Consider the following 17,851-nt stretch of genomic DNA (forward strand, 5'->3'; position numbering starts at 1 on the left):
TCCACATGACTTCTCCAGCGCCTTCACCCTCCGCCGACCCCTCGCCCTTCACCGAACCGTCCGGCCCCGCGCGCGCCTTCCCGCCCACCGGTCGGCGTGTCCTCGTCAGCGGGGCCTCGCGCGGGCTCGGCCGTGCGCTCGCCCAGGCCTTCGCCGCCAACGGCGACCTGGTAGCAGTCCACTTCGGCTCGCGCCGTGAGGAGGCCGAGGAAACCCTCGCCTCTCTCGCCGGTACGGGACATGTGCTCGCCGGAGGCGACCTCTCCACCCCGGCCGGGGCCCAGGCCGTCGCGCAAGCCGCGTCCGAAGGAATCGGCGGGCTCGACGTGCTCGTCAACAACGCCGCCGTCAACCTTCCGCACCCGCTCGCCACCACCTCGTACGAGGACTGGGCGACGACGTGGCACAGCCACGTGTCCGTGAACCTCCTCGCGACGGCCAACCTCAGCCACCTCGCGGCTCGCCGCATGATCGAGCAGGGTGGCGGGGGCCGGATCGTCAACGTCGGTTCGCGCGGGGCCTTCCGGGGCGAGCCCGACCACCCGGCGTACGGGGCGACGAAGGCGGCGGTGCACGCGCTGGGCCAGTCCCTCGCCGTGCACCTGGCCCCGTACGGAATCGGTGTGGCCTCCGTCGCCCCCGGGTTCTTCGAGACCGAGCGGGTCGCGCACCGGCTGAGCGGGGCCGAGGGCGAGGCGATCCGGGCCCAGAGTCCGTTCGGGCGCGTGGCATCGGCGGACGAGATCGCGGCGGCCGTGCTGTGGCTGGCCTCGCCGGGCGCCGAGTGGGCCTCGGGTACGGTCCTCGACCTCAACGGGGCTTCGTATCTGCGTACTTGAGGCAGCCGGCCCCATGGCGAAGCCTCCTGCGTCGGCGGGCGCAGGAGGCTCGGATGCCTTTGGCGTCACGCCTCCGGCGCGGCGGCCCCGTAGAGCAATATCCGTAGCCGGACGGGACGGCGGGTGTTGCTCCGGCAGGGCGGACCGGTCGGCAAGGGGAACGATTTGGCGGCCGTGGGCGTCTCCCCCTCTCCTGGGCACAGCCGTTGTGTTCCGGCAAAGGGGAGGTCGCATGCGTACGGGGGAATTCGCCAAGTGGACACGGCGGTTCGAGGACGAGCGCGAGCGCAGACATGCTGAAGGGGACGCGGACTGGGCGCTCGGCGCGACGCTGCATCCGAGTGTGTGGGCCGGCATTCAGCGTTTCCAGGTCGGCGAGGACGGTGACGGCGCGAACCTCTCCAAGAAGGCCGATCAGGCCGGTGACCCCGACTACGCGGACGCGGTGCGGCTCTTCATCGCCGAGGAACAGAACCACGCCCGGCTGCTCGCCCGGCTGCTGGCCGCCGGGGGAGTGCCGACGCTCGCCGGGCACTGGAGCGACACGGTCTTCGTACGGCTGAGGCGCCTGATGGGTCTGCGTACGGAACTGCTGGTGCTCATGATCGCGGAGGTGGTGGCACTGCGTTATTACCGTGCCCTGCGCGACGGCACCGACGACCCCCTCACCGCCGATGTGGCGGCGCGCATCCTGTCCGACGAGCAGCGGCACGTCCCGTTCCACTGCGAGCGACTGCACGCCTCCCTGGCCGAACTGCCCACCGCGGTACGACGCCCGGCCATGGCTCTGTGGCGAGTGCTGCTGCTCGCGGTGTCCGCGATCGTGGCCGCCGACCACGGCCCGGGTCTGCGCCGGCTCGGAGTCGGTCGCCGCCGATTCCTGGCCGACATCATGGCCTCGTCGAAGTCCGTGGTCCGCGCGGTGCTGGCGCCCCGCCCGGACGAGTGGGCCGGCACACCCTGAGGGGCGACTGCGGCGCCGACGGCCATACGGTCGATGCGAATCTTTCATCCCTGCTTCGACGAAAATAAGTACGCATCACATCATCTTCCCCGTAAGGGAGTTGGCGCATACGGTCGCCCTTGTCAGTCGAGACGACAGTGTCAAGAAAGGACATCATGAACCCCAACCTCCGGGCAGCGGCCGCCACGGCCGCGCTCCTCAGTGGGCTCCTCGCCGCCGCCGGCGGCGTGGCCAACGCGGCGGAGAGAACCGACGCCCAGAACCTTTCGGCGCACATCCAGAAGGCTGTCGTCGCCGAGCAGCAGCTCGGAACCACCGGCGGGCCCATCCTCGGTCTCGTCCTGTCCACTCCCGACGGCGCAGACGCCACGTCCGCCTGACGCCGCGGAGGAGCACCGTGGACCGTCATGGTGAAGATCCCATCAACTGGTGCCCGAGCGGAGACGCCCACCGTCCGGAATCCGTCGTCCTGGGCGTCAGATCGGGGGACAACGGCCAGGTCGTCTATCTGGACGAGCCGGTGCCCGCGGCGGACGTGCTGTCGAGCATCCCCGAAGGCATCGCACCCCACCGGATCCTCCGGTTCGCCTCGCACTGCACCTCCGCCTGCGCCAACCGGGTGGGCGACGACTGCGGTCTGATCCAGCGCATCCAGACGCTGCCGTCGTCGCGCGACACGGGTGCCGTGCCGCGGTGCCACCTCCGTCCGCACTGCAAGTGGTGGAATCAGACGGGCGTGGACGCCTGCCACCGCTGTCCCGCCCTGTCCACGCTCAACTCCACCGACGACCGTCTCGCCGTACTGGTCGCCGATCCCGCCACGACCGTCGAGCAGTTGGAGAGCTGGATCGCCGCCGCCGAGTGAGGCACCCGGCCCGTTCGCCGTCGAGCCCGCCGCCCCCTCCGGGCGGCGGGCATCGGCGGCCTGCCCTCGCTCGTGGGGCAGCCGTGCGCGTGGTCAGCACGGTCACGGGAGGGCGCTGGCCCGGCCGGTCGCGGCCCAAGTGGCGTGGTCTGTCGGCGAGTTGGGGCGCGGGGACGGCGCGTCGTCGGTGAGGAGATGGGCGAGGAGAAGGCCGGTGGTGCGTTCGCTCAACTCTCGTGCGGCGTCGAGGAGTCGGGGGTATTGCCGCACGGGGAGGGAGAGGGCGACGCAGGAGGCCCGGCCCGGCAGGCCGAGCGAGTAGGCGACGCAGACCTCGCGGCAGGAGTACTCCAGAAGATCGAACTGGGCCGCGTGGGGGCCGTGTCCGTCGAGGGAGTCCAGGAGGGCGCGGGGGTCGGTGATGGTGCGCTCGGTGAGCTGGATCGAGGGATAGCGGGCGAGGTGATCCATGCGCGAGCCGAAGTCGAGCTGGGCGAGCAGGCTCTTGCCGACGGCGCTGGCATGCGCGGTGTCGCGGAAGGCGACCCACTCCTCGACGGCCGGTGCGTCCGGGCTGTGCGCGGATGTGAGGACCTGCACCTCGCCGTCGGTGTAGGTGCTGAGGTAGACGGCGGCGCCGATCCGGTCCCGTAGACCGGCCAGTGTCTGTTCCAGTAACACACCGTGCTGGTCGGGCCGGGTCGCCATCTTCATGACGGGCCCGGCGAAGTGGACACCCGCGACGGTCTCGACCAGGTGCTGCTCGCGCAGCCAGTGCAGCAGCCAGGCGGTGGCGGCCAGGGACATGCGGCCACGCCGGGCCAGGGTGCGGGTGGTGACACCGTCGGCGGCGCAGACGTGCTGGAGAAGGTCCCGGGCGCGTTGGGCGGCCTGGGTCCTGGGGGACGAGGCCGCCGGAGCGGGCTGGTTGCGGGCGATGTCGTTCAGGATCGCCGGCCGCAGGGCGTTGACCGACCAGCAGGGCTCCTCGCCGCCGGGATCGGGCGCGGCCCCCGCCGCGGCCACCGCGGCGACGATGTCGGGTGTGAACCCGGGCAGCGGCTGGGCGATCCCGGTGTCCAGACCGCCGCGGAGCGCCGCCAGATGCGGCCGGGCCCCGCCGTCCTCGGGCTCGACGTACAGCGGGAGCGGCGCTCCGCCGCCGTCGGGCAGCAGGGGGGGAGGGATGAGGACGAGGTGGGGGCGGCCCATCGCGGTCCCCGCCTCGGAGTCGCAGAGGTGGGCCGGGACAACGGCCGGGGGCAGCAGGGCGCCCTCGGGAACACCGAGACGCTCGCGCACCTCGTCGAAGAACGTCGGATCCTCGACCCGTACGGGCCCGGCGTCGGGTGGGCGGCGGGCCGTGCCGGCGAGCAGCCGGCGGGCGTCCCCGTGGCCGTGCCGGGCGGCCTCGGCGATGAGGAAGGTGGCTTCCTGTGCCCAGTCCTCACCGGCCCGCAGCGCGGCCACGGCCAGCCGGAACAGCGCGCCGGGGTGCCCGGCGGACGCCGCCTGGCCGAGCCAGTCCGCGGCGGTGCTCAGCTCGTCGCGGGCCAACGCCTTGGACCCGAGGCGGAACAGGGAGTTCGCCTGCGCCCGGGCCTCCCGGTCGAGGCGGTAGGTGTGGGAGAGCGGGCCGAAGTCACCGTCGGGCCGGTCCCAGTGGTCCGGCGCTCCGGCCAACCGGCCCATGAGTGCGAGCAGTTGCGCATGATCCTGCGGAGCCGGGCGGCCGCTGTTGTCCTCGTTGAAGCGGCTCACATCCGTCACCTTTCCTTCCTCACGTGGGGCTTCTTCTGATGTCTGTGCCGGATGAACTCGGCCAGCGCCCTGCGCAGATCGAGGACCGCGTTGTAGCGCTCCCGGTGCACACGGGCGGCTCCGACGCCGAGCGCGGCCGCGATCTCGATGTCGGTGAGCCCCTGGCTCTGGAGATGGGCCACATGCCGGCGTTCGCTCACCGGCATCGCCTCGATCGCGGGAATCACCAGGTCGTTGAGGACGTCGACCTCCTCCGCCTCCGGCAGCACGGACAGCGAGGCTTCGAGGTCCGCGCCGTTCATCAGGTCGAGGCGGCGGTCCGCCCGCAGGCTGTCCAGGGCCAGATTCCGTGCGGTCCTGCGCACATAGGCCGCCAGTTTCACTCCCTCGTCCAGGTCGCCCCTCGCAGCCTTGCTCAGAACCCGCATGAACGCCTCGTCGACACAGTCCCGGCAGGCCTCCAGGGAAAGCTGCCGATTGGACAGCCTCCGCAGCACCGGCGGCTCGCGGTCCATGAACAGGTCGTACAGATCCTGGAGTTGGCGTCCCAGACCCGATGCCGGCCCCGCCTCCGCCGCCGCCTCACGCGCCTCACCGCCTACCACGGACTGCGCTCTTCCACCCATGGCCGCGCGCCGCCCGTGGTCGGCGCGAGATGGACCATGACGGCGACGGTGTGATCGGGTGCGGTCTCGACGTGGACTATCGCCACCGCGGGCGGGCAACCGCACAGAGCGGCCGGTGGGAGCGGGGCGACCGGTGTTGTCCCGGCCCGGGCACGTCGCCCGTCCCGGCACGCGTGTAACAGGACGACCAGCGCGTGCACCGCGCCGACAGCGGCCGTCACAGCTCCGAGCCAGTCCAAGAACCGCGTCATGAGAGTGGATCTCCGTTTGCTAGAGGCGGACGCGGAAGGCGCCCTCGTACCCCCTGACGTCCGGCCCACCCCAGATCTCCCTCGGGGACCACAAACCACTGGAATTGACCAATCCCACGACCGAAGCCGCCCACCCCTGACCGGACTCCGGTGGCCTTCGGCCGCACCCGACACACCGTCCGCGTCCGGTGCGCCGGGTGGCTGGAGGTGCGGCGAGGAAGCCCCGCTGCGATCGGCTCGCGTGTCACTGCGTGGTCGCGCGCCCTCGGGCTCACATCATGGCGGGGGCGCCCGCCCCCGGGAGGCCCGCGAGGGAGTGTGCAGGATGTGGCGGAACGACGGCTGGGACGTACGGGTCAGGCTCGGGGTGCTCACTCCGCACGCGGACGTGGGGCCGGAGTCCGAGCTCCGCGCGATGGCCCCCTCCGACGTCGGCCTGCACACCGCGCGGGTGCCGTTCGGCGCGATGCGGTCGGGAGGCGGGATGGACCCGACGATTCCGCTGGCGCCGGTGCGGGCGTTCGCCGAGCCGCCGTTCGTGGACGAGGCAGCCGAGCGGCTCGCCGCCGCACCGCTGGACGCGATGGGCTTCGCCTTCACCAGCTCGGCCTACGTCCTCGGCGCCGCGGCCGAGGCGGCGATGCTGGACCGTCTGTGCACCCGGGCGGGGGGTGTCCCGGTGGTCGCCACCTGCGCCGCCATGGTGGAGGCTCTGCGCGTGATTGGGGCGTCGCGCCCGGCGCTCGTCGATCCGCCCTGGTTCGACACGGAGTTGAACGAGCTGGGGCGGCGCTACTACCAGGACGCGGGCTTCGAGGTTCCCTTCTCGGCTCCCTGCTCGCTGCCCAGCGGGCAGACCCTGGTTCGGCCCGCCGACTTGTACGAGTGGGTAAGCGCGCATGTGCCGGAGCGTGCCGACGCCGTGGTGCTGGGCGGCAACGGGTTGCGCGCGGTCGGCGTGATCGAACGGCTCGAACTGCGCCTGGAACGACCGGTGTTGACGCCCAATCAGGTCCTGTTGTGGGCGATGCTGCGCGCGGCCGGTACGTTCACCGACGACATCACGGGTTACGGACGGCTCTTCTCGCTCCCCGAGCCCCCGCCGCGGGAGAGAGCCGCCTCGGCCCGCTGAGGGCGGGCGGTACCTGTCGAGGGCGCGATGCCCCGAAAGGCTCCTCGCGCTCCCGAGGCGGGCTCACTGCTGCGCCGGTTCCGCCGCGAAGGCGTCCAACTGGTCCCTCGACCACGTGAGCCTGCCCCCTCGCAGATCCCCGACGACCCCGCGCACCCACTCCAGCTCCGCCGCCGTGACGGCCCGCAGATACTCGGTCTCCAGGCGCGTGATGCGCGGCAGGCCCTGCTTCTCCTCCGAGGCCACGGCCGCCTCCAGCCCGTCGAGCCGCTCCGCCAGGGCGTCGGCCCGCCGCTTCAGGACGTCCGCGATCTCCTCCGGCATGAGCAGCAGCAGATTCGAGAGAGCGGCCGGGAACTCGGGGAACTCCGGCTTCGGCGAGGCGAGCATCTCCTCCAGCCAGGCCCGCGCCGTCGCGCGCCCCGCGTCGGTCACCTCGTAGACGGTCCGCTCGGGGTACTGCTGATCGCGCCCTGTCTCGCGGACCGCGATCAGCCCGTCGCCGCTGAGCCGCTCGATCGTGCGGTACAGGCTCGCGCGCTGTTTGACGTTGACGACCTGCTCCTTGCCCCAGTCCTTGACCAGCCGCTGAATGCCGTACGGGTGCAGCGGCTTGTAGTGCAGCAGCGCCAGAACGGTCAGAGCCAGCGGAGAGCTGCGAGGAGCGGAGGTCGTCATGGACCCCATCCTAGCCTCGGAACGACTAGTTGACGTGAGACTAGTTTCAGTACAACTATTAGTGGGTCGGCGCGGCAGCATCCACCCAAGCGGCGCCCGCCATCCGAAAGGACCACCCAGATGTCCCTCACCGAACGCATCCACTCCGACCACGGGCTCATCAAGCGCCTGGGCAACTGGACGGAGGCCGGACGCTTCGAGGTCAAGGCCCGCCACGGCGCCGCCGTCCTCGACCTCCGTTCCCCCGGCCTCCCCGACGACATCGAGATCCACCTCGACATGGACCGGGCCCTGGTGAAGCTCCTCGTCGACGACCGCACCGCCATCGACCACTGGAACCTGAAGTGGACCGCCCGCGGCAGGATCAAGGACGCGGGCTCCACGCCCACCCCGGACGTGCCGCCCGCCCGCCGCGTCCATCTGACCGGCTCCGCGGCCAACAGCGAGATACGCGTCCACCGGGGCGGCATCGCCCTCCTGTCCGCGATGTTCTCCCGCGCGTACGTCCAGGACGTACGCCGCGCCCACAAGACGGGCGGCGTGCCGACGGTCGCCGACCCCGCTGGGACGTGCCGGTCATGACCCGTAACGGCAAAGCCCGCACCGCGCTCGTCATCGGCGGCGGAATCGCGGGACCGGTCGCCGCGATGGCCCTGCGCCGGGCCGGCATCGAAGCCGCCGTGTACGAGGCGTACGACTCCACGGCCGACGGGGTGGGCGGCGGCATGACCATCGCCCCGAACGGCCAGGACGCCCTCGACGCGATCGGTGCCGGCCACATCGTGCGCACCATCGGCACGCCGGTCACCGCCATGGGGCTACGGAGCTGGACGGGCAAGCACCTCGCCCGATTCGCCCCGCCCTCCCGCCTCCCGGTCCAGCGGTTCGTCTGGCGCGCCGACCTCTACCGCGCGCTCTACGACGAGACGGCCCGCCGCTCCGTCCCCCTCCACCACGGCAAGCGGCTGACCCGCACGACGGACGACGGCTCCGCCGTCACCGCGCACTTCGCGGACGGTACACAGGCGAGCGCCGACATCCTCATCGGCGCCGACGGCATCCGTTCCACCACCCGCTCCCTGATCGACCCGGCCGCACCCGAGCCGCACTACGCCGGCCTGGTCTGCTTCGGTGCGCGGATGCACCACTCGGGGATGGCCTCCACCGAAGGGGTCATGTACATGTGCTTCGGCAAGCGCGCCTTCTTCGGCTACCAGATCTTCGACGACTCCTCGGCGGTCTGGTTCGTCAACCTGCCCCGCAGCAGCCCGATGACGGTCGCCGAAGCCCAGGTGATCGGGGCCGAGGAGTGGATGCGCACCCTGCTGAGCGCCTTCGCCGACGACCGCACGCCCGCCCTGGAGATGATCGGCCGGACCGACGTCGATCAGCTCCTCATCACCGGACCGATGGAGAACATGCCCAGGGTGGCGACCTGGACCCGGGGCCGTACGGCCCTGATCGGCGACGCCGCCCACGCGGCCTCGTCCAGTTCGGGCCAGGGCGCCTCCATCGCCGCCGAAAGCGCCGTCGAGCTGGCGCGCTGTCTGCGGGACCTGCCCTACGACCAGGCCTTCGCGACGTACGAGCGACTGCGCCGGCCGCGCGTCGAACGCATCATCAAGCTCGGCGCCCGCACCAACAGCAACAAGACGGCGGGCCCGGTCGGCCGCGTACTGCGCGACCTGGCGATGCCCGTGGCCATGAAGCTGATCAACCCGGAGAAGACGGCCTGGCAGTTCGACCACCACATCAACTGGGACGCGAGGGCGACCCCGGGGGCGTGACCAGGGGCCGGTTCCCGTGCGTACGTCGAGAGGCGCGCGTCAGCCTCATCGGTGAGGGGCGCGTTCTCGTCCCCGGCCTGGCCGGAGATCCGTCACCCCCCGAACTGGAGCGCGGCGCCGGACCGCGGTGCCCTCCCTCCCGAGGCGCCGAGTCGCCCTCCCCCGGGGCCCCGGGGTGGCGTTCCTGTGACCAAGCTCGCGGGCCGCCCGGGCTGGTCAGGCACGCTGCGCCTCAACTCCTGGGGCGCCGACGGCGGTTGGGGAAACGCGCGGGCAAGAGCGGACGCCCCCGCCGCTCGAACGCGCCGCTCTGCGTCGCCCACGCCTCCGACGCGTGTTGACTTCCCCCTCTAGTGCAGATTCACTAGACCCGCTCTGGTGCGCTCGCGCTATGAAGTAGTGGTGCGGCAGCCGGCGGCCCGTCCGCGGGACGGGCTCAAGACACCGCGCTGCGCAGATCGCGCCGCATGGGAGCAATCGGGAGGTGAAGGACGCTGTGACCGTTTACCCGTTCACGTCACATGCCGTGGTTCATGCGGGCGTCGCCCGAGTGACGCTCAACGGTGAACTCGACCTCGATACCGCCCCTTTGGTCCACAACGCCGTCGCGGACTGTCTGGCGGAGCGGCCCACGACGCTCTGCTTCGACCTCACCGACGTCTCGTTCTGCGACTGTGCCGGACTGGGAGCCCTCCTCACGGCGCGGCTGACCATTCTCGGGGACGGCGTGGACCTCGTGGTGGAAGGCGTCGGATCGCAGTTGCGGCGGTTGCTGTCCCTGATCGGAGCCGAGGACTTCTTCGCCGCGAAGACCGAGGACACGGACCTGGGCCAGGCCCGCTGGGCTTCCGGAGCGGTCGCCACCCACCGCGTCACCACGGCGGAGACCGCCGTGCCGGTGCCGGCCCGGGACCTTCTGAGATGATCGTGCGGTCCGTCACCAGCAAGGATGCGCCGATGCCTGCCCCCTCACCGCACTGTCGACCGGTCCGGATCCTCCTGGTCGAGGACCACGACATGGTGGCCGAGGCGATATGCCTCGCTCTGGAGCGCTCACCCGATCTGCGGATCGTGGGCCGCGCGGGGTCGGTGGCGTCGGCCCTGGCGGACGCCCGGCGGTGCGCGCCCGATGTCGTCCTCATGGACCGGCGCCTGCCGGACGGCGACGGCATCGCCGCCATCGGCGATCTCCTGGCACTCCTGCCGGACGCGCGCGTCCTGGTCCTGGCGGGCGAGGGCAGCGGCTCGGTGGCCGCGCGCGTCGCACGCACCGGCGGAGCGGGCCTGATCCTGAAGGACCGCGGTCTGAGCGAGCTGGAGGACGCCGTTCGCCGGGTGGCGGCGGGCGAGGCGGTATTCAGCCAGGATCTGCTCGGCGATGTACTGGGACGGCTCACGGGCAGGGTGGCGGCACTCGGAGAGAACCTGACCCCCCGGGAGCGCGAAGCCCTTCACCTGCTGGGGGAGGGTCGCACCACCGCGGAGATCAGCGAACAACTCGGAGTCGCGCTCAACACCGGGCGCAACCACGTCCAGCGGGTGCTCGAAAAGCTGGGCGCGCGCTCCCAGCTGGAAGCCGTGGCGATCGCCCGACGCGAAGGCATCCTCAAATGACGCGCGAAGCACGGGAACAGAAGTGGGCGCGGAAGCAGGCGGCCCCCCTGTCGGAAACGGCGTTCACGCTGCTCGTTCAGGGAGTGCTGGACTACGGCATCTTCATGCTGGACCCGCACGGATACATCATCAGCTGGAACGCCGGAGCGGAACGCATCAAGGGGTACAGCGCCTCGGACATCCTCGGCCAGCACTTCTCGGTCTTCTATCCGCCCGAGGACCAGGAGGCGGGCAAGCCGCAGTGGGAGCTGGAGACCGCCGTCGCCGACGGGCGACTCGAGGACGAGGGCTGGCGCGTCCGCAAGGACGGCTCCCGCTTCTGGGCGAACGTGGTCATCACCGCCCTGCGGGACGAGAACGGCGTACTCCAGGGCTTCGGGAAGGTCACTCGCGACATGTCCGAACGCCGGGCCGCTCAGCACGCCCTCAGTGAGCGGCGGCGGCTGTTCGACCACTTGGTCCAGGCGCAGGAGACGGAGCGCCGCCGCATCGCGTGGGACGTCCACGACGACTCCATCCAGGCGATGGTCGCCGTCGGTATGCGGCTGGAACTGCTCGCCGAGCGGGTGCCGGAGACCTACTCCGCGGAACTGCGGCGGCTCGACACCTCGGTGCGCGAAGCGATCGGCCGCCTGCGCAGTCTGACGTTCCGGCTGCACCCGCCGGGAATCGACAGGCACGGCCTGGTCGACGGGCTCTCCAGCCATCTGGACGACGTCGTGGGTGCTTCGTGGGGGATGGCCTACTCGTTCGACCACGAGCTGGAGCGCGAGCCCACTCCCGAGACCGCCATCACCATCTTCCGCATCGTCCAGGAAGCACTCCTGAACGTGCACAAGCATGCCCGCGCGAGCAAGGTCGACATCCAGGTCCGGTCCGTCGACGGCGGCATCGTGACGCGTGTCATGGACGACGGAACAGGGGCGCCGATGTCCCAGGACGGTTCGCGCGAACACTTCGGCGTCATCGAGATGCGCGAGCGGGCGGAGACGGCAGGAGGCTGGTGGTCCATGTACTCGCGGCCCGGTACGGGAACGACCGTCGAATTCTGGGTGCCGAACCCCGCCGCGACGCCGACGGACGAGGCACCATGAGCACTCCTGCGCAGGGCAGTTCCCCGTGCCCCCCGCTCACCGTGCTGCTGTGTGACGACAACGCGCTGGTCCTGGAGACCCTGAGCGAGGTCGTGCGCGCGCAGCCCGATCTGGAGGTGGTGGGCACGGCCCGCGACGCCGAGCAGGCCCTGCGCCTGGCCCACCACCACCAACCGGACCTGGTGGTCCTGGACGTACGCTTCCCCGGCGGCGGCCACCGCGTAGCCGGCGACATCGCGGCATGCTCACCGGCCAGCCGCGTCGTGGCGTTCTCCGCGTACGACGACAAGGGGTCCATCGAGCAGATGATGAGCGCCGGCGTCGTCGAGTACGTACTCAAAGGCGTGAGCAATCGCGACATCGTCGCCGCGCTGCGCCGGGCGGCAGAACCTCGCTGAACTCCGGCTGGGACAGGCGCCCCCAGAGGAAGCCGCCTGTCCCCACGTCACCGGTCGTCGGGTTCGGGCAACCGCAGGACCTGCCGCGCACGGCTTCGCATCCGGCGCAGATCGCTGAAGCGCCGACGCTGCTTGCGTGACTGCTGGTCGAGTTCCTCCACCAGACGCTGGGAACGCTTCTCCACGTCCAGCTCGTTGAGGATCCGGTCGACCTCGGCGAGCAGCGCCCCGTGCAACTGCCACTGGCGAGGGTGTCGCTGCACCTGCGCGAGCAGCAGGTCGGCGACGCGGTCACGGCTCGCGCGGCCGGCCGTCAACTCGGTCGCCAGGCGCTCCTCCGCCTTCTCGGCGTTGGTGCTGACCTGCGTCGTGATCAACACGGCGAAGCTCTCCACGGCCCGGGCGAGGTGTTCGAACACGTCCCGCAGGGCGAGTCCCACCTCCGGCTCAAAGAGCGTTTCCTCCGTACGTTCCTTCGCGAGGTCGGTCAGCGACCGGCAGACCACGCGCAACACCACCGCCGAGATCTCCAGGGTGTCGAGCCCGGTACGCAGCACGACCCGTGACAGCAGCCCCTCCTTGACGCGCGGATTGAGGCGCAGACTGTCCTCGGCCTGCCGCAGGGACACATCCACCTGGACGATGTCGTGATCGAGCCGGCGCGCCTCGTGCAGCCGGGCCGCCGCCTGGGCGACCGGGGTATGGCCGCCGACCTCGGCCCCCAGATCGAGCAGCAGCCGCCGCATCCGCGCGGCGAGTTCTTCGATGGCGCCGCCGGCGGACTCCACCCAGACCGGTGGCGCGAGCAGCACGTTGAACAGCATGCCGACCCCGGCGCCGATGAGCGTCTCCAGCACGCGGTCCCAGGCGGTCGCCGACACCCGGGTCACGCCCAGGACGAGCATCGCGCTGATCGCCACCTCGGGGACGAACTCGCCGACCTTGACGAAGCGGCCGACCACGAGCGCGGCCAGGATGATCAACCCGAGGCTCCACCAGGTCAGACCCACCAGAGCGCTGAAGCCGACGGCGAGCAGCACGCCCACGACGACCGAGTTCACCCTGCGCACGGCGGTGACGAGCGTCGTGTAGAGGGTGACCTGCACGACGAGGAGGGCCGTCAGCGGCGCGGTCAGCGGAGCGGGCTCGCTGCTCAGACGCAGAGCCACTACGTAGGAGATGACCGCCGCCGCCGTGGAACGCAGGGTCTGCACCACCGCCGGCTCACGTCGGCGGCGCGCGAAATCAAACAGAGGATGAGTGAACTCCCGCACCATCCACCCCTTCCCTCTCAGCGCATTTCACACACGGGGAGACCTCGGCGCCGGGGGAGGGGTGGTCCGGCGGCCGCGCTCCCGCGCGGGCCCCGGGAGACGGAGCCGGAACCCGCTGATCACGGTGCGGGGGCCCACCGGCGACGGCGTCGGACGGGTTCTGGCACACTGTGGGCCCGTCCCCGTGTGTGCCCGGCGATTTCGAGCCACTGTTCATGTCGTCGACCCGGGGGAATGCGCGCATGTTTCCGGGGTATGCGCGCAACGTTAATGGTGGCGCTTCGGCAGTGAGGCGGACTGGATGAATCTGGCTGGGCAGGACGTGGATCAGCGACCCCACGCGGACCGCGCGATGTCGGTTTCCGCTGTGCTCGAAGGCAGCGAGGACATTGCCGCTGCCCGGGGCATGGCCCGGGACTTCTTGACGTCGTTGCAGGCCGTGTACGGGTTGCCGGTCTGGAAACGAGCCATGGGCACGGTCCAGCTGGTGGTGAGCGAGCTGGTGACCAACGCCCGCAAGTACGCTCCCGGACCCTGTCTGCTGACCCTTGAGGTCAACGACGGAGCGGTGGAGGTGACGGTGTGGGACAGCAGCACGACGCTGCCGGTGGTCCTGGCGCCGGACCCCAGCAGGGTGGGCCAGCACGGCCTGGAAATCGTCATGGCGGTCTGCCGCAGCTTCGAGGTGCACCGCGAGCCCGTCGGTAAGCGCGTCAAGACGGCCATCGCCCTGGCCGACGAAGGCGCGGAGACGGGCGGCCCGCAGTCGGCGTGAGCGGACGGCCGGGGCGCCTCACTGGTGGTGGCGCGAGAACGGCCGAGCCGGGGCGCGGCCCAGCCTCGTAGCGGACGGTGTGCCTTATGGCTTGAGGGTGCCGACGAACCGGTACTGGTTGCCCTCGTCGCCGTGCGCCGTGGGTGGACCCAGCTCGACCAGGGCCATCGACCGGTCGGACGGCTCGCCGTTGTCCGGTGCGAAGGCGATCTCACCGCTGACACCGCGCACCTTGTAGGTGCCGTTGGTCTGACCGAGCAGGTCGAGGACCGTGCTGGGAGTGACCTTGTCCGGGCCGTAGGTGTCCATCGCCCTGCGGGCGGCGATGCCGATTGTGTAGACCGCGTCGTGGCCCACCATGGCCTGCCCGTTGTTGAGCGCCCCCGCGCTCGCGCCGCGCAGCGCGAGGAAGCGGCGCTGGAAGTCGGGGAACGGGCCCCGCTCCTGGCCGCCGTACATCTGCGCGGAGGCGTCGGGGTGGGCGTACGCCGTGTAGTACGCCTTGAGGCCGCTGGCGTTCCAGCGCCGCCCCAGCTCCGCGAGCTCGGCCGTGCCGGACGCGCGGCTCGTGTCGAAATACAGGCCGACCGCGCTGGACCCGGAGAGCACGCGTACGGGACAGCTGCGCCGGTTCTCGCCAGCCGCCTCGATGAAGCTGCGCAGCTCGCGCCCCCGCGCCGCGAAGTAGACGCCGTCCGGGGTGGCCCCGGTGACGCAGATCTTCTCCGCGACCACCCGCAGCGCGTTGCCGCCGCCCGGTGCCGCCCCGGAGGTGAACGGGACCACCGTCTCGACCTTGAGCCCGACCCGCTGCGCGGCCGCCATGAACCCGCTGTACAGGGAGGCGTTGTAGATGTCCCCCGCCTTGTTGTCCTTGACGACCTGCAACCGGTACCCGGGGTGTTTGTCCTGCTGCTCCTTGAAGTAGCGGGCCGCCGCGGAGGCCTGCTCATCGGCGGGGAAGGACACCCGGAAGAAGCCGGGCGCCTTGGACCTCATCTCGTCCCCGGCCACCGTCGCACCCACGATGGGCACCCCGGCCGTGCGCAGTTTGTCGACCGCGGCCAGCGTGCGGGCATTGCTCTGCCCTATCCCGGCGACCGCGACCAGGTGCTCCTCGTCCTTCATTTTCAGGAGCTGCTCGACCACGTCGCCGGCGTACGCGTCGTCGCGCCCGGTGTTGGCCAGGAGCAGCCGCACCCTCGGCAGGGTGCCCCGCTCGCCGTTGATCTCCTGCTGGGCTATGTGGGCGCCCATGACCGCCAGGCGGGTGCCTTCGGGGCCCCGGTCCTCGGTGCCGCCGGACATCGACTCCAGGTAGGCGATGGTCACCGACTTCTCGCCGGACTTCTCCACTCTGCGGTTCTCGTCCCGGATCCTGCCGCTGATGTCGCCCAGCGCGGGAAAGGCGAACGAACCGTCGCTCACTCCCACACACTCGCCGCCGGCCCGCTTGGCGACGCCCCGCGCACAGTCGGTGTCCGGCTCGAAGGCCTTGAAGAGGACGACGGCGATCAGTACCACGCACACCGCGCCCAGCGCCGACCACAACACCTTGTGGCTCGGCGGCCGGGGAAGATCGATCGTCGTACGGCTCGTCACCAGGGCTCCTCCTTGTACTGCTGGGCCTTGTCCTGCAGCACGTTCGCCCAGGCGACGCGCTCGGTGTGCGCGGCGGCGAGGGTGTGGAACCGGGCGTAGACCTCCCCGAAGAGCGAGGCGTACGGGTCGCCCAGCGGATCGCGGTAAGGGTCCCCGACCCGGTCCGTGGCCGGGTCGTCGGCCGGCTCCGGCGCTATCCAACTCGCCGCGAGGAGACGGGTGATGGTGCGCAGGCGCGGCACGGTGTCCTCCCGCAGATGCCGCACCAGAGCCTCGTACTGCTCCCACGGCTCGCTGCCCGGACCGCTGAGCGCGGCCGGCAGCGGCGCGCGGCGCAGCCTGCACAGCGCGGCGCACCACTGCTCGGGGGTGTCCTGCTCGAAGATCGCGTCCAGATGGGCCGCGGCGGCGGCCAGATCACCGCACGCCAGCGCGTGATAGGCGGCCAGCCCCGGCTCCCCTCTGGCCGCCGCCTCCGCACGCAACCCGGCGTGCAGCGCGGCCGGATCCTCAAGGGCGCTCAACAGCAGGCGGCGCAAGAGCGGGTGCGGGGTGCCCGGCGGCCCGTCGGCAAGCGGATCGCCGGTGTCGATGTGCATCGTGCGCAGCCGGTCCCTGGCGAACGCCCGGAATTCCTGGCCCAGATGGGCCGTGGCCTCCGCCTCGGTCTGCAACCAGTGGGCCACCACGGCCTGCGCCAGATCGGGCGCGGCCGACGCCCTGGCCAGCGCCGGACGCAGACCCTGCGGCGGGTCGATGGGCAGCAGCCGGTCCCGGAGGCCGTGGACCAGTTCCGCCGACGGTTGCAGCCCTCGGCGCAGCCGCTCCTCCCAGGGCACCGAAGGCTCGAAGGCGTGCAGCGCGCCGAGGAGCCGAGCTGTCGCCGCGGGCTGCCCCCGCGTGATCTCGTACACCGCCCAACCCAGCCAGCGCGCCCCGGCGTTGCCCCGGGGCGGGGGAGCGGCCGTCGACTGGAAGACCTCCTTCGCCTGCTGATCCACCTCATTGCGCGTCAGATCGCGCAACCGTCCCACCCGCAGCCCCGCCGTCACCTCCTGCGGATCGAAGGCCGTGCCGGCGCCCCAGGCCCCCGGGTACCCGTCAGTGGCGTACTGCCATCCGAAGTCGACGTCCTGGAGCGCCCGCGGATAGCTGCCCGCCATGGCGAGGACCGCCAGCGGGTCGCGGTCGGAGCCGCGGCGCTCCTGGACCAGGAGGCGCAGCACCTCGCCGCCCAGTTGGTTGTCGGCGTTGTCCAGAAGGACCAGGCAGCGCACGGCCCAGTCCTTGCGGACGTAGCAGCGCCGCAGCTCCTGGAGGAAGACCCCGCACACGATGCGCTCGGTCACGGCGCGGTCCTCGGCGGAGGCGGAGTGGTACGCCAGGTTGAGCTCGACCAGGATGTCCAGGGCCGAGGTGATGGCCGAGGCCCGCCGGATCCTGGACAGACGCCGCAGCACCTGCCCGTGGCGCAGGACCCGCTCGATCGTCGGCAGAACCCGGAAGACCTCCATGAACGGCGATGGCAGCCCGGCCAGCGTCCCGGCCGTCTGCCCGACCTGCACGACATGCGGCAGCCAGTGGGAGGGCGGCCCGGCGAGTGCCTGACCGAGCTGACGGCGCGCCACCGCCCGGTCCTGGCAGTCGAGTTCGAGGGCGAGCGCCGCGCACATCAGACGGAAGGCGGGCAGGGCAATGTGCGGCACGTGCTTCTTGCGGGGTGCCAGGTCGTACGCCACGGCCTTGAGCACGTCCACCGGACCCTGATCGTGCCGGGCCAGCTCGGCGAGGTCGAGCCGGGCCACCGCGCCGACCGCGGCCCACTGCCCGATCGCCCGCAGCAGAGTCGTCTTCCCGCTGCCGCGCGGGCCGAGCAACAACGTGACGGGCAACTGCTCACGGGACCCGCCGCGAGTTTCCGTTCCGGGCAGCAGCAACGACTCGGTGTAGCTCAGCACCGACCGGTCTCGCTCGGACTCACCCGCCCAGTCCTGCGGCATCGGCCCCCCTGGGGATGGGCGCCACCCCGCTGTGGCACCAGCGAGGGGACAATACATCCGGGACACACGTGAGTCGCAACCCCTGCATGGATTTACGGGACATACACCCTCGCCGTTCCGGAGGGGCCATACCCACATGCCGGGCGTGCAGAGCAACCCTGGTTTGCGGCACGGGAGTTGCTCGGCCGCAC

18 protein-coding genes are annotated in these 17,851 nt (G+C 71.4%); 12 read left to right on the plus strand and 6 right to left on the minus strand.

Features of this window, described 5'->3' with window-relative positions; all coding sequences use genetic code 11:
- Nucleotides 1-5: 5 nt before the first annotated feature.
- The 4 genes from N4G70_RS26975 (at nucleotide 6) to N4G70_RS26990 (ending at nucleotide 2,668) form a co-directional block, all read left to right on the plus strand.
- Complete coding sequence (locus tag N4G70_RS26975; protein ID WP_261715320.1) at nucleotides 6-839, plus strand: SDR family NAD(P)-dependent oxidoreductase; 834 nt, start codon at nucleotides 6-8, stop codon at nucleotides 837-839.
- Nucleotides 840-1,071: 232 nt separating this feature from the next.
- Nucleotides 1,072-1,803 (plus strand): ferritin-like domain-containing protein, encoded by a 732-nt coding sequence (locus tag N4G70_RS26980; protein WP_261715321.1) that lies wholly within the window; start codon nucleotides 1,072-1,074, stop codon nucleotides 1,801-1,803.
- A 155-nt stretch (nucleotides 1,804-1,958) separates the two neighbouring features.
- The gene (locus N4G70_RS26985) at nucleotides 1,959-2,183 is read left to right on the plus strand and encodes a hypothetical protein (protein ID WP_261715322.1); all 225 of its coding nucleotides are present in this window, start codon (nucleotides 1,959-1,961) and stop codon (nucleotides 2,181-2,183) included.
- Nucleotides 2,184-2,200: 17 nt separating this feature from the next.
- On the plus strand, nucleotides 2,201-2,668 hold the full coding sequence (locus N4G70_RS26990) for a hypothetical protein (RefSeq protein WP_261715323.1): 468 nt from the start codon (nucleotides 2,201-2,203) through the stop codon (nucleotides 2,666-2,668).
- A gap of 102 nt (nucleotides 2,669-2,770) precedes the next feature.
- Here N4G70_RS26990 and N4G70_RS26995 read toward each other — a convergent pair whose 3' ends face one another.
- Entirely contained in the window at nucleotides 2,771-4,438 is a 1,668-nt protein-coding gene (locus N4G70_RS26995) for an IclR family transcriptional regulator C-terminal domain-containing protein (RefSeq protein WP_261715324.1), read from the minus strand.
- Complete coding sequence (locus tag N4G70_RS27000) at nucleotides 4,435-5,034, minus strand: sigma-70 family RNA polymerase sigma factor (RefSeq protein ID WP_261715325.1); 600 nt, start codon at nucleotides 5,032-5,034, stop codon at nucleotides 4,435-4,437. Before N4G70_RS27000 ends, N4G70_RS26995 begins: the two co-directional genes overlap by 4 nt.
- A gap of 597 nt (nucleotides 5,035-5,631) precedes the next feature.
- Here N4G70_RS27000 and N4G70_RS27005 point away from each other — a divergent pair.
- Entirely contained in the window at nucleotides 5,632-6,438 is an 807-nt protein-coding gene (locus N4G70_RS27005; RefSeq protein WP_261715326.1) for a maleate cis-trans isomerase, read from the plus strand.
- Nucleotides 6,439-6,501: 63 nt separating this feature from the next.
- On the opposite strand, the gene N4G70_RS27010 is transcribed toward N4G70_RS27005, so the two are convergent.
- A complete protein-coding gene (locus N4G70_RS27010) occupies nucleotides 6,502-7,116 on the minus strand; it encodes a PadR family transcriptional regulator (protein ID WP_261715327.1) in 615 nt (204 codons plus the stop codon).
- Between the two features lie 120 nt (nucleotides 7,117-7,236).
- Here N4G70_RS27010 and N4G70_RS27015 point away from each other — a divergent pair, with 120 nt between their 5' ends.
- The 6 genes from N4G70_RS27015 (at nucleotide 7,237) to N4G70_RS27040 (ending at nucleotide 12,009) form a co-directional block, all read left to right on the plus strand.
- Complete coding sequence (locus tag N4G70_RS27015; RefSeq protein ID WP_261715328.1) at nucleotides 7,237-7,698, plus strand: hypothetical protein; 462 nt, start codon at nucleotides 7,237-7,239, stop codon at nucleotides 7,696-7,698.
- On the plus strand, nucleotides 7,695-8,903 hold the full coding sequence (locus N4G70_RS27020) for an NAD(P)/FAD-dependent oxidoreductase (protein WP_261715329.1): 1,209 nt from the start codon (nucleotides 7,695-7,697) through the stop codon (nucleotides 8,901-8,903). Before N4G70_RS27015 ends, N4G70_RS27020 begins: the two co-directional genes overlap by 4 nt.
- 496 nt (nucleotides 8,904-9,399) lie before the next feature.
- Nucleotides 9,400-9,828, plus strand: coding sequence for an STAS domain-containing protein (locus N4G70_RS27025; protein ID WP_261715330.1), 429 nt, complete (start codon nucleotides 9,400-9,402; stop codon nucleotides 9,826-9,828).
- A gap of 32 nt (nucleotides 9,829-9,860) precedes the next feature.
- On the plus strand, nucleotides 9,861-10,517 hold the full coding sequence (locus N4G70_RS27030) for a response regulator (RefSeq protein WP_261715331.1): 657 nt from the start codon (nucleotides 9,861-9,863) through the stop codon (nucleotides 10,515-10,517).
- Nucleotides 10,514-11,611: a sensor histidine kinase gene (locus N4G70_RS27035; protein ID WP_261715332.1), complete on the plus strand. Its 1,098-nt coding sequence runs from the start codon at nucleotides 10,514-10,516 to the stop codon at nucleotides 11,609-11,611. Before N4G70_RS27030 ends, N4G70_RS27035 begins: the two co-directional genes overlap by 4 nt.
- On the plus strand, nucleotides 11,608-12,009 hold the full coding sequence (locus tag N4G70_RS27040) for a response regulator transcription factor (RefSeq protein ID WP_261715333.1): 402 nt from the start codon (nucleotides 11,608-11,610) through the stop codon (nucleotides 12,007-12,009). The genes N4G70_RS27035 and N4G70_RS27040 overlap by 4 nt, the downstream gene beginning before the upstream one ends.
- Before the next feature lie 47 nt (nucleotides 12,010-12,056).
- On the opposite strand, the gene N4G70_RS27045 is transcribed toward N4G70_RS27040, so the two are convergent.
- Complete coding sequence (locus N4G70_RS27045) at nucleotides 12,057-13,286, minus strand: aromatic acid exporter family protein (RefSeq protein WP_261715334.1); 1,230 nt, start codon at nucleotides 13,284-13,286, stop codon at nucleotides 12,057-12,059.
- A 349-nt stretch (nucleotides 13,287-13,635) separates the two neighbouring features.
- On the opposite strand from N4G70_RS27045, the gene N4G70_RS27050 reads away from it, so the two are divergent.
- A complete protein-coding gene (locus N4G70_RS27050) occupies nucleotides 13,636-14,058 on the plus strand; it encodes an ATP-binding protein (RefSeq protein WP_261715335.1) in 423 nt (140 codons plus the stop codon).
- Between the two features lie 84 nt (nucleotides 14,059-14,142).
- Here the strand turns inward: N4G70_RS27050 and N4G70_RS27055 are convergent, their stop codons facing one another.
- Together N4G70_RS27055 and N4G70_RS27060 are read right to left on the minus strand one after the other, a co-directional pair.
- Nucleotides 14,143-15,660 carry an ABC transporter substrate-binding protein gene (locus N4G70_RS27055; protein WP_261715336.1) on the minus strand — a complete coding sequence of 506 codons (1,518 nt, stop codon included), beginning with the start codon at nucleotides 15,658-15,660 and terminating at the stop codon, nucleotides 14,143-14,145.
- Nucleotides 15,657-17,660: an ATP-binding protein gene (locus N4G70_RS27060; protein WP_261715337.1), complete on the minus strand. Its 2,004-nt coding sequence runs from the start codon at nucleotides 17,658-17,660 to the stop codon at nucleotides 15,657-15,659. The genes N4G70_RS27055 and N4G70_RS27060 overlap by 4 nt, the downstream gene beginning before the upstream one ends.
- Between the last annotated feature and the right edge of the window lie 191 nt (nucleotides 17,661-17,851).

Source organism: Streptomyces sp. ASQP_92 (assembly GCF_025399895.1).
Classification (GTDB): Bacteria; Actinomycetota; Actinomycetes; order Streptomycetales; family Streptomycetaceae; genus Streptomyces.